The sequence below is a fragment of the Kluyvera intermedia genome (assembly GCF_034424175.1).
GTDB classification, from domain to species: Bacteria; Pseudomonadota; Gammaproteobacteria; order Enterobacterales; family Enterobacteriaceae; genus Kluyvera; species Kluyvera intermedia.
In genome coordinates, this window is the sequence record NZ_CP139986.1 from 3,193,238 (window position 1) to 3,208,427 (window position 15,190).

Annotated in this window: 13 protein-coding genes and 1 pseudogene; 9 read left to right on the top strand and 5 right to left on the bottom strand. The window is 52.1% G+C overall.

The window, feature by feature from the left end:
• Positions 1–62: 62 nt before the first annotated feature.
• Positions 63–572 carry an outer membrane protein OmpX gene (gene ompX / locus U0026_RS15430; protein ID WP_062774960.1) on the bottom strand — a complete coding sequence of 170 codons (510 nt, stop codon included), beginning with the start codon at positions 570–572 and terminating at the stop codon, positions 63–65.
• Between the two features lie 353 nt (positions 573–925).
• Between ompX and rhtA the strand changes: the two genes are divergently transcribed.
• From rhtA to glnQ, 5 genes are all read left to right on the top strand, one after another.
• Positions 926–1,813 (top strand): threonine/homoserine exporter RhtA, encoded by an 888-nt coding sequence (rhtA, locus tag U0026_RS15435; protein WP_062774959.1) that lies wholly within the window; start codon positions 926–928, stop codon positions 1,811–1,813.
• Between the two features lie 292 nt (positions 1,814–2,105).
• Positions 2,106–2,609, top strand: a complete 504-nt coding sequence (dps, locus tag U0026_RS15440; RefSeq protein WP_052284751.1) for a DNA starvation/stationary phase protection protein Dps — start codon at positions 2,106–2,108, stop codon at positions 2,607–2,609.
• A 362-nt stretch (positions 2,610–2,971) separates the two neighbouring features.
• Complete coding sequence (gene glnH, locus U0026_RS15445) at positions 2,972–3,718, top strand: glutamine ABC transporter substrate-binding protein GlnH (RefSeq protein ID WP_062774957.1); 747 nt, start codon at positions 2,972–2,974, stop codon at positions 3,716–3,718.
• Positions 3,719–3,828: 110 nt separating this feature from the next.
• Positions 3,829–4,488 carry a glutamine ABC transporter permease GlnP gene (gene glnP, locus U0026_RS15450; RefSeq protein WP_062774955.1) on the top strand — a complete coding sequence of 220 codons (660 nt, stop codon included), beginning with the start codon at positions 3,829–3,831 and terminating at the stop codon, positions 4,486–4,488.
• The gene (gene glnQ / locus U0026_RS15455; protein WP_062774953.1) at positions 4,485–5,207 is read left to right on the top strand and encodes a glutamine ABC transporter ATP-binding protein GlnQ; all 723 of its coding nucleotides are present in this window, start codon (positions 4,485–4,487) and stop codon (positions 5,205–5,207) included. The genes glnP and glnQ overlap by 4 nt, the downstream gene beginning before the upstream one ends.
• Positions 5,208–5,250: 43 nt before the next feature.
• Here glnQ and rlmF read toward each other — a convergent pair whose 3' ends face one another.
• Complete coding sequence (gene rlmF, locus U0026_RS15460) at positions 5,251–6,177, bottom strand: 23S rRNA (adenine(1618)-N(6))-methyltransferase RlmF (RefSeq protein ID WP_062774951.1); 927 nt, start codon at positions 6,175–6,177, stop codon at positions 5,251–5,253.
• Positions 6,178–6,273: 96 nt separating this feature from the next.
• Here rlmF and U0026_RS15465 point away from each other — a divergent pair, with 96 nt between their 5' ends.
• Positions 6,274–6,888, top strand: coding sequence for a flavin reductase family protein (locus U0026_RS15465; protein ID WP_062774949.1), 615 nt, complete (start codon positions 6,274–6,276; stop codon positions 6,886–6,888).
• 151 nt (positions 6,889–7,039) lie between these two features.
• On the opposite strand, the gene U0026_RS15470 is transcribed toward U0026_RS15465, so the two are convergent.
• Entirely contained in the window at positions 7,040–7,531 is a 492-nt protein-coding gene (locus U0026_RS15470) for an REP-associated tyrosine transposase (protein ID WP_062775072.1), read from the bottom strand.
• 466 nt (positions 7,532–7,997) lie between these two features.
• Between U0026_RS15470 and U0026_RS15475 the strand changes: the two are divergent.
• The 3 genes and pseudogenes from U0026_RS15475 (at position 7,998) to ybiJ (ending at position 11,733) form a co-directional block, all read left to right on the top strand.
• A pseudogene (locus U0026_RS15475) lies at positions 7,998–10,291 on the top strand (catecholate siderophore receptor Fiu).
• Between the two features lie 45 nt (positions 10,292–10,336).
• Positions 10,337–11,014 carry a PKHD-type hydroxylase YbiX gene (gene ybiX / locus U0026_RS15480; RefSeq protein WP_062774948.1) on the top strand — a complete coding sequence of 226 codons (678 nt, stop codon included), beginning with the start codon at positions 10,337–10,339 and terminating at the stop codon, positions 11,012–11,014.
• Positions 11,015–11,472: 458 nt separating this feature from the next.
• A complete protein-coding gene (gene ybiJ, locus U0026_RS15485) occupies positions 11,473–11,733 on the top strand; it encodes a DUF1471 family protein YbiJ (protein WP_062774946.1) in 261 nt (86 codons plus the stop codon).
• Positions 11,734–11,949: 216 nt separating this feature from the next.
• On the opposite strand, the gene ybiB is transcribed toward ybiJ, so the two are convergent.
• Together ybiB and dinG are read right to left on the bottom strand one after the other, a co-directional pair.
• A complete protein-coding gene (gene ybiB, locus U0026_RS15490; protein WP_062774944.1) occupies positions 11,950–12,918 on the bottom strand; it encodes a DNA-binding protein YbiB in 969 nt (322 codons plus the stop codon).
• A gap of 100 nt (positions 12,919–13,018) precedes the next feature.
• Positions 13,019–15,166: an ATP-dependent DNA helicase DinG gene (gene dinG, locus U0026_RS15495; RefSeq protein WP_062774942.1), complete on the bottom strand. Its 2,148-nt coding sequence runs from the start codon at positions 15,164–15,166 to the stop codon at positions 13,019–13,021.
• Between the last annotated feature and the right edge of the window lie 24 nt (positions 15,167–15,190).

Sequence of the window (15,190 nt, forward strand, 5' to 3'; positions counted from 1 at the left end):
TTGGTTTACAACAGACATTAAAAAAGGGGTCATAAAGACCCCTTTTATCATCACCGAAGTGATTAGAAGCGGTAACCTGCACCAACAATCCAGGTACCCACGTCAACGCTACGAATGCGAGACTGCTCGTAAGAGAAGTCCAGAGCAACGTTTTCGATTGGGTTGAACTGCAGGCCAGCGCCGTAGGAGAAGCCGTAGTCGCTGGTGCTGTTGTTGTCAGGGAAGTTGTTACCCTGTGCTTTACCGTAGCCGACACCGACTACACCGTAGATGCTTGCCCAGTCGTTCAGACGGTAAGCAGGACCCGCAGTGATGCCGTAGTACTGACCTTTAGTGTACAGGCCGTTCTGGGTGTCACTTTTTTCGGTGTAGGTGAAAGAGCTGATCACACCCAGTGGGCTGTTGTCAGCTTCGTAGCGATATTTCAGGTTGAAGCCGCCAGCTTTGTTAGCGACGCCCTGCATATCACTCTGAGCGTAACCACCGGTAACGGTGGAGGTTGCAGCTACTGCAGTACCTGCGGAAACAGCCAGAACTGCGGCCAGTGCTGAAAGACATGCAATTTTTTTCATAACCACCTCAAATGTGCTTCTAATAAGTCCTAAGATTCAAATATATCAAAAATTGTTAAGAAACTCTTTGGGATGAGTGATGTCTAAGGGTACCGACGTTGTAACAATTATTTTCCATTCGTCGCTATCCCATTCATTACACTCATCTTTTTACCTTAATTATTGTTACTAAAACGGTAAAAAATAAATTTAAATTTCCAGACAATTCCTAATTTTAAAGACGAAAAAAACATCGACTGAGGAAATTCTACTCGTTCCCCACCATTTTTTTTTCAACAAACCCTCAACCGTAGTGCACTATTTCAATTACACTGCCGGTTTTACCTCCTTTGACAAAAATTGACAGGAATACAATGCCCGGCACGTCTCGCAAGCTACCGTCATGGTTACCCATACTCGTCATCTTAATTTCTATGATCTCCATTCAGAGCGGCGCATCGCTCGCTAAGTCACTGTTCCCACTGATAGGTGCGCCCGGCGTCACCGCGCTGCGTCTGGCACTGGGCACGTTGATTCTGGTGGTGGTATTTAAGCCGTGGCGCCTGCGTTTTGCCAAAGAGCAACGTCTTCCTTTGCTATTTTACGGGTTGTCTCTTGGCGCCATGAACTACCTGTTCTATCTCTCGCTGCAACGCATTCCGTTAGGGATTGCGGTCGCGCTTGAATTTACCGGCCCGCTGGCCGTGGCGCTGTTTTCCTCGCGCCGTCCGGTTGACTTCATCTGGGTGATTCTGGCGATTACCGGCCTGTGGTTCCTGCTACCGCTGGGTCAAGATGTCGCGCATGTTGATCTCACCGGTGCACTTCTGGCGCTGGGTGCAGGTGCGGGTTGGGCCGTCTATATCCTAAGCGGACGCCGCGCGGGTGAGGAACACGGGCCAGCCACAGTCGCCATGGGTTCGCTTATTGCCGCCATCGTGTTTGTCCCCCTCGGAGCCTTCCAGGCCACCGACGCGCTGTGGCACTGGTCGCTGCTTCCGATAGGACTCGCCATTGCTATTCTTTCTACCGCTCTCCCCTACTCGCTGGAGATGATTGCCTTAACGCGGTTGCCAACGCGAACCTTCGGTACGCTGATGAGTATGGAGCCCGCGCTGGCGGCGCTATCCGGGATGGTTTTCCTTGGCGAAATGCTGACGTTTAACCAAACTCTTGCGCTGGGTGCCATCATTATGGCGTCAATGGGTTCAACGCTCACCATGCGGCAGGAAACCAAAATCGAGAAAGTCGATATAAGTTAATCTACGTTATTATGCATAGTGCGTACCACTATGCATAATAACAATAAAAAAATGCATGGTTATTTAATCCATATCAATTAATATATTTTCACAAATAGTTCATCGCGCCAAAAAAAACAATAAGCAACTGTTTAAAAACGAATTTTTCCCTCCCATTCGTCATTGCTATCAGATCCATAGGCAGAATCAGAAAATACCGTTCCGCTGTGGTGCTATACTTGTTTTCGTTAATTCATGAGGACGCAGATACACTTGCTTTTATATGTGTATCAGATCAAGAGGAAATATGATTATGAGTACTGCAAAACTGGTTAAAACCAAAAACGCCCAACTTCTCTATACGCGTAACGATGTTCCGGAAAGCGAAAAACAGGCTACCGTTGCATTGCTCAACCGTCAGGTTCTTCAGTTTATCGATCTGTCACTGATTACCAAACAGGCTCACTGGAACATGCGCGGCGCAAACTTTATTGCCGTTCATGAAATGCTGGACGGATTCCGTACCGCATTAACCGATCACCTGGATACGATGGCCGAGCGTGCCGTACAGCTTGGTGGTATCGCGCTTGGGACAACTCAGGTCATCAACGCCCAGACCCCGCTGAAAAGCTATCCACTGGATATCACCAGCGTGCAGGATCACCTGAAAGCGCTGGCGGAGCGTTACGCAATTGTGGCGAATGATGTTCGTAAAGCAATTTCTGAAGCCAAAGACGAAGACACCGCTGATATCTTCACCGCAGCATCACGCGATCTGGATAAATTCCTGTGGTTCATTGAAGCCAATATCGAATAACCATAAGTAAACGTGATGACCGCCCGGCAGCTCTGCCGGGCCTCTTTGCACTATTAAAGTGCAGCCAGATGACAACAAACCCCACCAAAGTAAACAACTTGTAATAGTCACTTCACACAATCGTTAATAAAAGATTGTTTTGTCCCCTGCGTTTGCGCTAAAAAACACCATACTTAACAACACATTTTTTCTGCACCAATTTGGCGCCCCAATATGGTGCGTTAAAACATTTATCTGACCGATATTGTGCATTAAGAAAAGTATTATCTGTTAAGAAACAATGCATTGTGAAGTTGGCACGATTTTTTCATAAGCCGATTGTTCTCGCAGGGGATCGCCCCGTGGATATAAAAGGAAATGCTATGAAGTCAATGTTTAAAGTTTCACTGGCTGCACTCACCCTGGCTTTTGCCGTTTCTTCTCAAGCCGCAGAGAAACAACTGGTTGTCGCAACGGATACCGCATTCGTTCCGTTTGAATTCAAACAGGGTAATCAATATGTCGGCTTTGATGTTGATCTGTGGGCGGCAATTGCGAAAGAACTGAAACTGGATTACACCCTGAAGCCAATGGACTTCAGCGGCATTATCCCAGCGTTGCAGACTAAAAATATCGATCTGGCGCTGGCTGGTATTACCATCACCGAAGAACGTAAAAAAGCGATCGATTTCTCTGATGGCTACTACAAAAGCGGCCTACTGGTGATGGTGAAAGCCAACAACAACGACATCAAGAGCGTTAAAGATCTCGATGGCAAAGTGGTTGCGGTTAAAGGCGGCACCGGTTCCGTTGATTACGCGAAAGCCAATATCAAAACCAAAGACCTGCGTCAGTTCCCGAACATCGACAACGCCTATATGGAACTCGGCACTAACCGCGCTGACGCGGTTCTGCACGATACGCCAAACATTCTGTACTTCATCAAAACCGCCGGTAATGGTCAGTTCAAAGCCGTTGGTGAGTCTCTGGAAGCACAGCAGTACGGTATTGCGTTCTCTAAAGGCAACGACGAACTGCGTGAAAAAGTTAACGGCGCGCTGAAAACGCTGCGTGAGAACGGCACCTACAACGAAATTTACAAAAAATGGTTCGGTACTGAGCCAAAATAATAAGTCAGACCTGCCAACGGCCGCCAGCGGAGTAACCCAAGGCGGCACGCTGGCGATTCCCCAGCCCTGGCTGGGGATTTGTTTTTTCACCACGGTAACAGGAACGTATTATGCAGTTTGACTGGAGTGCCATCTGGCCCGCCATTCCGCTTCTGATCGAAGGCGCCAAGATGACTTTGTTGATCTCGGTCCTCGGTCTGTTCGGCGGTTTGATTATCGGCCTGGTCGCGGGTTTCGCCCGCTCTTTCGGTGGTTGGGTAGCCAACCATATCGCACTGGTGTTTATCGAAGTCATTCGCGGAACACCCATCGTCGTGCAGGTGATGTTTATCTACTTCGCCCTGCCTATGGCATTTAACGATCTGCGCATCGACCCATTCTCAGCCGCCGTGGTCACCATTATGATCAACTCCGGCGCCTATATTGCGGAAATCACCCGCGGTGCGGTGCTGTCGATTCATAAGGGTTTCCGTGAAGCGGGCCTGGCGCTGGGCCTGTCCCGTCGCGAAACTATTCTCCACGTGATCCTGCCGCTGGCGCTGCGTCGTATGCTGCCGCCGTTAGGTAACCAGTGGATCATCAGTATTAAAGATACGTCGCTGTTTATTGTTATCGGTGTCGCCGAATTGACGCGCCAGGGCCAGGAAATCATCGCGGGTAACTTCCGCGCACTGGAAATCTGGAGCGCCGTTGCCGTCTTCTACCTGATCATTACGCTCGTTCTGAGCTTTATTCTGCGTCGTCTTGAAAGAAGGATGAAAATCCTGTGATTGAATTTAAAAACGTCTCTAAGCATTTTGGTCAAACCCAGGTGCTGCATAACATCGATCTTGATATTAAACAGGGTGAAGTGGTGGTGATCATCGGGCCGTCAGGCTCCGGTAAATCCACTCTGCTACGCTGCATCAACAAGCTCGAAGACATCACCAGCGGCGATCTGTTCGTTGATGGTCTGAAGGTTAACGATCCCAAAGTTGACGAGCGCCTTATTCGTCAGGAAGCCGGGATGGTATTCCAGCAGTTTTACCTGTTCCCGCATCTGACGGCGCTGGAAAACGTGATGTTTGGCCCGACCCGCGTCCGTGGTCTGAAAAAAGATGCGGCGGAGAAGCTGGCAAAAGATCTGCTCGCGAAAGTCGGTCTGGCTGAGCGCTCGCATCACTATCCGTCTGAACTGTCTGGCGGTCAGCAGCAGCGTGTGGCTATTGCCCGTGCGCTGGCGGTTAAGCCGAAAATGATGCTGTTTGATGAACCAACCTCTGCGCTGGATCCGGAACTGCGTCATGAAGTGTTAAAAGTGATGCAGGATCTGGCGGAAGAAGGTATGACGATGGTCATCGTCACCCACGAAATCGGCTTTGCTGAGAAAGTGGCTTCTCGCCTGATCTTTATTGATAAAGGGCGTATTGCTGAGGATGGTAATCCACAGGAGCTGGTGAAGAATCCACCGAGCCAGCGTCTGCAAGAGTTCTTACAGCACGTTTCGTAATAGCACGCCGTTTATTCCTGTCGGGATAAACGGCGTTTTTCGTTTAGCGTTTACGCGCCAGGAAGCGGCGACGCTTTTCGTCATCCATAAAGGACCACGCAATAAAGCGGCTCTGCTTCTGCCCTTGTGCCATCTCTTTCTTCACCACCTTCACCGCGCCTACATCAGTTAACGCACGATACAGTGGCGGCAGGTTTTCGCCTTTGGATACCAGTGAAGTGAACCACATCACCTGATGGCCAAAATCTTTACTCTCGGCAATCATCTGCTTGATAAAGGCCACTTCGCCGCCTTCGCACCACAATTCCTGCTGCTGGCCACCGAAGTTCAGCGCACCATCACGTTCTTGTCCCAGATTGCGACGCTTACGCTCGCCACCCGCACGCGCCGCGGCGGCTGAGTCGTGGAACGGCGGGTTACACAAGGTAGCGTCAAACTGCTCGTTTTTATGAATAACGCCGTTAAACATCGCGGTAAGATCTTTCTGGCGACGCAGACGGATCATGCGATTAAGCGCTGGGTTAGCACCGAGAATCGCCTGCGCGCTGGAGAACGCCTGCGAATGCGTTTCGCTGCCGGTAAAGCGCCAGCCGTACTCATGCGCGCCAATCAGCGGGTAGATGCAGTTCGCGCCAACGCCGATGTCCAGAATGCTGGCACCTTTAACCACGTTGCCGCTTTCATCACTGAGCAGATCGCCAAGATGATGGATATAGTCGGCGCGTCCCGGCACCGGCGGGCACAGAAATCCTTCTGGGATGTCCCAGTCTTTTACGGCGTAAAAATGTGCCAGCAGGGCTTTATTCAGCGTCTTCACCGCCTGTGGGTCAGCGAAATTAATCGTCTGCTCCCCAACCGGGTTGAGGGTAATAAAATCGCTCAATGCCGGGCAGGCTTCGCACAGCGCGGTCAGATCGTAGCGATTATGATGGCGGTTGCGCGGATGCAACCCCGGCTTTTGGGTAGTCATGACTTTCTCCTGTCGTATTGCCGCGTAAGATACCCGTTGACGGCGGTGCGGTAAATAAGGGAGTCTGGTTTCCTGCGATTAAATGACAGGTGCGCTATGTATTTTTATCAGCCTTCACAGGGGCACGGACTGCCGCACGACCCGCTCAATGCGATTGTCGGGCCACGACCTATCGGTTGGATTGCCTCCGTTGATCTCCAGGGGCGGCCAAATCTTGCACCCTACAGTTTTTTTAACTGCTTTAACTATCGCCCACCGATCATCGGTTTCGCCAGCAGCGGCTGGAAAGATAGCGTGCAGAATATTGTCGACACCAAAGAGTTTGTCTGGAACCTGACCACCCGTGATTTAGCGGTGGCAATGAATGAAACCTCCGCCACGTTGCCTCACGGCGATGATGAGTTTGTCCGTGCAGGGTTGACTGCTGCCCCGAGCCGTCTGGTAAAGTCTCCGCGCGTTGCACAAAGCCCGGTTAACTTTGAGTGCCGGTTGTCGCAGTGCATTCAGTTAACCCGTGCGGACGGCGACGCCGTCGATACCTGGCTGGTACTGGGCGAAGTGGTTGGGATCCATATCGATGAATCGCTGCTGGAGAACGGTATCTACCAAACCGCCCGCGCACAACCGGTTCTGCGCGCCGGCGGCCCTTCGGCGTATTACACAATCGATGAGAGCCACCGTTTTGATTTGATTCGGCCTGACGCACGTTAGGTTGTCAGGAATCCCGGGGGGCGCTTGTGCTCGAACGGGTAAACCCGGCGGCGCTGCGCTTGGCCGGGCTACGAACACGGACTCATTCGTTCGCTCAGTATAAAAATATGCACGAATGTAGCCCGGCCAAGCGCAGCGCCGCCGGGAAAATTCATCGCCGTTCTCCCCTATCTATTGTATCAACACAACCCCCCCAATCATCAGGATACAGCCCACACCTCACATCCCGATGAAACGATGAAAACGGCCATTCATTTACCGATTTTACCCAGCCATGTTTCACCGGATTGAAATAGCAATAATCTACATGCCGTCGATAATCGACCTCATCACGAATGGTGTGCTCCCAGAACCGGGGTTGCCAGATATCCTGCATCTTCAGCGCCTTCGTAAAACTCTTTTTTATCATTCTCCAGCGCTGCGAGAAATCACCATCGCCCGACGGCAACGTCCAGATACAGTGCATATGTTCGGGGAGCACAACCCAGGCATCAATGGTAAACGGCTGGATGCGCTGGGCGTCGGATATGGCTCTCTTTAAGGCGGTGATGTGGCTCGTCAGCAGGTAACTGCGTCGGTTGCGCAAGTTGACGGTGAAAAACCAGGTGCCTCCGGGCAGGTGGTGGCGACAGTAGTGAACCATTAGCGTTATTTCCTGCATTAAAAACTCATTCCGATAACGTAGTTCCCGGGCAAATCCTACGCAATTCATCAGTTTCTCTTCTGGAAAGCGCTACGCAAACTTTTCCACCGAGCATCCCCGGGGTCGGCATAAATGCCTCGCCCGGGCTACCACCAGCCTCGGGGCGGCGTGAACGCTTCGCCTGGGCTACAAACATGCACGAATGTAGCCCGGCCAAGCACAGCGCCGCCGGGAAGCCCCTGCTAAACATGTAACCTTTATGTATAAAAAATGAAGAAACTGTAAAGCTATGTATTTATTTTTTCCCAAATGAGTGTTAAAAAGTTACGCGATTTGATAATGCTTCTCACAATCATTATCAACATCATTTAATAAAAATTAAGCAACCTGCAGTGGCAAAGGGGATATGACGTACCCGATTGTCATCATTAACATCGTTAGTAATAATTATAAGACGCTCATTGATATGGAAAAAAATCGCACTACCCCGTTCAGTAGCTTTAGTTCTCTGACCATTTTCACCGGTCTATGCATTGGCTTGACCCCCGCCGCTCAGGCAGCTGAAAGCAAAGAAAAGAGCGCCGGTGATACGCTGGTTGTTGAAGCACAGGCCCCTTCTTTGTACGCGCCAACGAAATCGGCCGATCCAAAATTCAGCCGCCCGATCGCTGATACCACCCGTACCGTGACCGTGATTTCCGAACAGGTGATTAAAGATCAGGGGGCAACAAACCTGACTGACGCACTGAAAAACGTGCCGGGCGTGGGAGCATTCTTCGCAGGGGAAAATGGTAACTCATCAACCGGTGATGCCATTTACATGCGCGGCGCGGATACCTCCAACAGTATCTATGTTGACGGCGTTCGCGATATCGGTAGCGTGACCCGCGACACGTTCAACACTGAACAGGTAGAAGTGATCAAAGGGCCATCAGGATCCGACTATGGCCGCAGCGCACCGACCGGCTCAATCAACATGATCAGCAAACAGCCGCGTCTGGACTCAGGTATCGATGCGTCAGCAAGCGTCGGCAGTGCGTGGTATCGCCGCGGCACGCTGGATGTTAATGAAGCCATCGGCGACACAACCGCCGTGCGCTTAAACGTAATGGGCGAGAAGACGCATGATGCGGGTCGCGATAACGTCAAAAATGAGCGCTATGGCATCGCCCCTTCCATCGCCTTCGGCCTTGGCACCCAAAACCGCCTGTACCTTAACTATCTGCACGTTAAGCAGAACAATACCCCGGATGGCGGCATCCCTACCGTAGGCCTGCCGTAGGCCTGCCGGGCTACTCTGCCCCTAACGCGGCAACCTCAGCGCTGAACTCATCCGGCAAAGTAGACACGCATAATTTCTACGGCACCAACTCCGATTACGATGACTCGACCACCGATACGGCGACGATGCGTTTCGAGCACGATTTCAACGACACCACTACGATTCGTAACACCACCCGCTGGTCGCAGATTAAGCAGGACTACATGATGACGGCGGTGATGGGCGGCGCAAGCAATATTGGCCAACCGAATCCTAATGACGTCAATAGCTGGACCTGGTCACGTCTCACCAACACCAAAGATGTCAGCAATAAGATCCTCACCAACCAAACCAACCTGACGTCGAAGTTCTACACTGGCTCTATCGGCCACGATATCAGCACCGGCGTGGAATTTACCCACGAGCAACAGACCAACTACGGTGTTTATCCGTTTACCCCACCACCGGTAAATCTGTATAACCCAAATAGCAATATTTCCCTGGGTGGCCTGCAACGTAGCGGGGCCAACGCTAACGGTCAGACCGATACGTTCGGTATCTACGCCTTTGATACGCTGCAAATTACTCAGGATTTCGAGCTTAACGGCGGTATTCGTCTTGATAGCTATCACACCGAGTACGACAGCGCCTCTCTGTGCGGCGGCACCGGCCGTGGCGCAGTAGCCTGTCCGGCAGGCGTGGCGAAAAACTCTCCGGTGACTACCGTTGATGCAACCAAGTCTGGCAATCTGGTGAACTGGAAAGCAGGTGCGCTGTATCATCTGACGAAAAACGGCAACGTTTACGTCAACTACGCCATCTCCCAGCAGCCTCCAGGCGGCAGCAACTTTGCGCTGGCAGCGGGCGGTAGCGGCAGCAGCGCCAACCGTACCGACTTTAAACCGCAGAAAGCCAAAACCAGTGAAGTGGGCACCAAGTGGGAGGTGCTCGATAAGCGCCTGTTGCTGTCGGCAGCCGTCTTCCGTACCGATATTGAAAATGATGTTGAAGCTAACGACGATGGCACCTACTCGCAATACGGGACGAAACGCGTAGAGGGTTATGAACTGTCGGTTGCCGGGAATATCACCCCAGCCTGGCAGGTAATTGGTGGCTTCACTCAACAGCACGCAACTATCCGTGAGGGCGTAAATGCCGCCCAGGACGGCTCGTCATCACTGCCATACACCCCAGAGCATGCCTTTACGCTGTGGAGCCAATATCAGGCCACTGACGCCATCTCCATGGGCGCAGGCGCACGTTACATCGGTAGCATGCACCGCGGTAAAGATGGCGCCGTCGGGACACCGTCCTCAAGCGAAAGCTACTGGGTTGCCGACGCTAAACTGGGTTACCGCGTCAACAGTACGCTCGACCTGCAGTTGAACGTTTACAACCTGTTTGATACCAACTACGTTTCCTCCATTAACAAAAGTGGTTATCGCTACCACCCGGGCGAGCCACGCACCTTTGCGTTAACGGCTAACGTTCACTTCTAAGTTTTACCGTGGGGCGCAAGCCCCACTTTTTTAAGGAGAGTTCCCATGATGTACCGCATTCCCGGCGTGCTTAATGCGCAGGAGGTTCGTCATCTCATCGATGAACTTAATCAGGCTGATTGGGTAGACGGCAGAGCAACCGTCGGTGCGCAGGGTGCGCAAGTGAAAAACAATCAACAGGTGGACACCCGCAGTGAGCGCTACGCAACGCTGCAAGCGCACGTGCTGGCAGCGGTCAATCGTCACTCACTATTCTTTGCCGCCGCGCTACCAAAAACGATTTCAACGCCGCTGTTTAACCGCTACCAGCAGCAAGAGACTTATGGTTTCCACGTCGATGGCGCTGTGCGTCAGCATCCGCAAAGCGGCTGGATGCGTACCGATCTTTCCGCGACGCTGTTTTTATCCGACCCGGAAAGCTATGACGGCGGAGAGTTAACTATCAATGATACTTACGGCCAGCACTCGGTGAAGCTTCCTGCGGGCGATTTGGTGCTTTACCCTTCGAGCAGCCTACATTGCGTCACACCGGTGACACGAGGCGTGCGGGTGGCATCATTTATGTGGATCCAATCGATGATCCGCGATGATAAGCGACGTGCAATGCTGTTTGAGCTTGACGGTAATATTCAGTCTTTAAAAAACCGTCACGGTGAATCGGAAGAGGCGCTGTCATTGCTTAATCTCTACCACAATCTGCTACGGGAATGGTCAGAGATCTAAACACAGCGAATATAACTCAAATTATGTGAAGAAGATGGGCAACTTGAGATAAGCGAAGCGGGTGTCCATTCTTCTACTCTCATTTGATAGACAGAAGGGAGATAAAAGTTTACGGTAGCAGACCTAACAAGAATATAGTCCTGTCATTTACCCTTAAAACCAGCTTTGATGACAAATCCATACCGTTACATACAGAGTAATCGGTTATCTTTACGAGCATGCTTTTTGATAAATAAAGTGGCAAATTGTGCCCTCGATAGCCTTCACCTTCCCCGATTCCCGACAAAACCATTCATGTCGTGAATAATTTATTAATAATCAATAAATTAATAATCATTCAAATTATTTGATTATGGTAATCAATTCTCTTCGATTTATTCCATCGAATAAAAACGTGATACTTATCACATCGACAGAACATCGTCCCCTGAACAGAATCACCTGCGAGAGATAAGATTATGAAAAACATTAAATATGCTGTTGCTGCTATCGCCCTGTCTACTCTGTCCTTTGGTGCTTTCGCAGCCCAACCGGTCACGTCGACTCAGGCACAAACAATGAATGAAGTGGGTACCGTATCTGTTGTGGGTGCTAGCACTCTGGATGGTATGGAAGCTCAGCTGGCGCAGAAAGCTGCCGCAGCAGGCGCGACCGGTTACACCATCACTTCTGCTAACACCTATAACAAAGTTAGCGGTACTGCGGTTATCTACAAATAATCGCCCAACTCTGTTATATCCCGTAGGCCTGACCTCTTACGGATGCTCCAACCCTCATTGGAAATGTTAATACCCTTTTTTGCCTGGCCGCCACGCCGGGCTTTTTTTTGCGTGGAATTTGAGGTAGGGAGTGTTCCCGGTGGCGCTGCGCTTGGCCGGGCTACAAATAGGCACAAAGGTAGCCCGGCCAAGCGCAGCGCCGCCGGGTCAGAGCACTTAATATCTCTGCGCGATACGCGTTAAACCATCTTCAAGCGAACCGACTTCACCTGTTGCCAGCAAACAACAGGCCATCTGCGTTTTCAGCGACTGCGGCACGGGCTCTAAGCCTGCCACACAACGTTCAATCCAACGCGCCGTCGTTTGCGGATCTTTTGCCGACGGTAACACCGCCGCCTCGTCAGACTGTTCGCTTTGCCGTTCGTGAACCACTCGCGCGCCCTGCGCATCAATCAAGGTAATCTGTGGGCAACGCTGCGGATTGGCATACACCTCCCCTTCCGTCCCGTGCATCAACAGGCTACGACCGCCGATATCGCTAAAGAACTGAGCAACCTTGGTGACATACTCCGGGTGCGACACGCTCGACAGGCGCAGCGCGGCGTCTTCGGCAAACGGTGTGGCGAGTTTAGCCAGCGAGTGGGCGCTGTTACGCACGCCCAACTGCCAGCGCATCGCCAGCTGTTTTTCTATCGGCGGGCACAACGCATTAACTGGAATATAGACCGGTTGATGACCGTCGAGCTTCGCTTGCGCTTGCCCGGCGTGAAGCGTTGGTTCAATGCCCATCAGTTCAAAAATGGTTTCCGTTAGCACGCGCGTCGGATCTTCGCTGACGCCATGTACTACGACCGGAAAACCCAGCTTATGCAGCAGGATCGCTAGTAACGGCGTGAGGTTGGCCTGTTTACGCGCACCGTTGTAGCTCGGGATAACAATTGGCATCGGCTTGCCTGCCGGCGGCGTCAGGCGAAGGGTTTGTTGCTGCATCGCGTCATAGAAGCCCAGCATCTCCGCTTCGCCTTCGCCCTTAATACGCATGGAAAGCAGGATGGCCCCCATTTCCAGATCCGGAACGTCTCCTGAAAGCATTCGCGTATATAAGCCGCACGCGGTATCCCGGTCCAGGTCGCGAGCGTGATTTTTGCCTCGCCCGATCTCTTTAATGATTTTGCGGTAATCCATGTGCGACTCCTTTTGAATACTCATTCGACAGCAGCATTTTCGCGAAAAACCCAGGTCGCCTGATGGCGGCTTTGCCTTATCAGGCCTACTCTCGACCAGGCTACCGTTTTTTACGGCGCGGCGTTTTGGCTTTTGGTTTTAATGCTTTTACTTCCGGCACTTCCGGCCGTTCAATCGGGAAAACCGGTAATGCATTCAGTAAACGCTGACCGTAGTTTTTGGTCAACAACCGTTTATCGTAGATGATCACTTCGCCCCAGCAGCTGTGGCTACGAATAAGACGACCTACCTGTTGAATCAGGTTAAACGAGGCGCTCGGTAAACTCTGCACCTCGAAAGGATAGCGGTTAAGGCTTTTCAACCACTCGCCTTCGGTAATCACCACCGGGCTGTCGATGGGTGGGAAGGCAATTTTATGAATATGCACCTGGCTTAGCAGCTCACCTTTTAGATCAAGCCCCTCAGCAAAAGATTGTAGCCCAACCAGCACGCTGTACTCGCCGCTCTCCACCCGCTTACGGTGCAGCTCTACCAGCCGGTAGCGAGGCTGATCGCCTTGTACCAGTAACATCAGGCGCAGGTCGAGAACATGCTCCAGGAAGCGCTGCATCGCGCGTCCGCTGGCAAAGAGCACCAGCATGCCATGATGTTTTTTACTCTCAACCTGCTGACGGAAATAGGCCGCCATCTCAGCAATATGCTGCTCTTCGTTATCGATAAGCGGTTCATACTGCATCTGCGGAATAATGATTTTACCCTGTTCAACATGATTGAACGGAGAGTCCAGCGCCACAAAGCGGTCGCCCGCTTTCTCTTTCAAGCCGCTCATTTCCTGCAAACGTGAGAAACTGTTGAGTGAACGTAGGGTCGCTGAGGTCACGACGATATGCGGTACGCTGCGCCACAGTAGACGTTCAAGCTGATCGCTGACGCGAATCCCCACACAGTGGAACCAGACATGCATCTGACCATCGCGCATATCACGGGTGGCCCATTTGGTGACCGGCGCGCCCGAAGCCTGGGCCAGCGACGCCAGCCGCCACAGCTTGCTCTGGGATTCAAACATCCCCAACGCGCGGTTCATCTGCAAAATAATTCGGTGCAGACGCACCACATCGTGGCTGCCGGTTTTTTCGCTAAGATCGTTTAAAAACAGCTCCGCCAGCCCGCGCAGCATTTCGGTAAGCTTTGCCAGGCGCTGGCAGATTTCCATCACCTCAGTAGGCAACTCCCCCATTGGGAAGCGATGCTCAGCTTCCTGGGTGGCTGGAAGATACAGGTTGAGAATGTTATTTAGCGAGGCAATAAGCTCGTACAGTTCTTCACTATGGGCGGTCAGCCGTTCCGGCAATGCCAGCGGCGGCGTGGTTTTCGGGCGGAACTGCTCCATGCAGGTTGCCACCAGCTTGCCAAAAAGATCGAGCTGAAGTCGATACCACGGGGCGGTAATTTCTGCGCTCATCTCCAGCGCATCGCGGGCGACATCCGGCAGATGATGCCCTTCATCAAGCACCAGCAGCAGGTTTTTCGGCTCTGGCAGTACCGCTTCACTCTCCATCGCCGCCATCACCAGCGCATGGTTAGCCACCACCACTTCCGCCTCCTGAATCTCACGGCGGGCAACAAAGAACGGGCATTCGCGATAGTAATGACAGTTACGGTTCAGGCAGCTGGCTTTATCCGTGCTCAGGCGTCGCCACAGGTCGTCATCAATCGCGATATCGGTGTGATCGCGCAGGCCGTCCCACTTGTAGCTGTCCAGATCGCCTTTTAACTTCGCGCAGCGCTTCTGCTCTTCCTGATTATTCGCTGTCAGTTCATCTTCTAAGAATGCGAGCAGGTCTTGCTGGTTCGGCTCAGTGCTGGCAAGTGCCGACAGGTTGCGCGTACATACGTAGCGGCCGCGACCAAAGGCTGCGGTAAAGCGTAAATCGGGGATGATTTTTCGCAGCAGCGGCAGGTCTTTGCTGAAAATCTGATCCTGCAATGCGACGTTGGCGGTGCTCACCACCAGCGTTTTCTGTTCTTCCCGTGCGATAGCGATGCCGGGAATCAGGTAGGACAAGGTTTTCCCGACACCGGTCGGAGCCTCGATAGCCAGATGCCGCCCCTCTTCCCCGGTCAGCGTTTTCGCGACGTCCGCAATCATCTGTCGCTGCGGCGCACGGGGGATAAAGTCGGGGATCTGTTCCTGGAGCGCCTTGTACCAGGCGGCGATTTGCGCTTTTAGCGCAGCGGTCAAAGCCATGAGAAAACCTGAGATACTGTATAA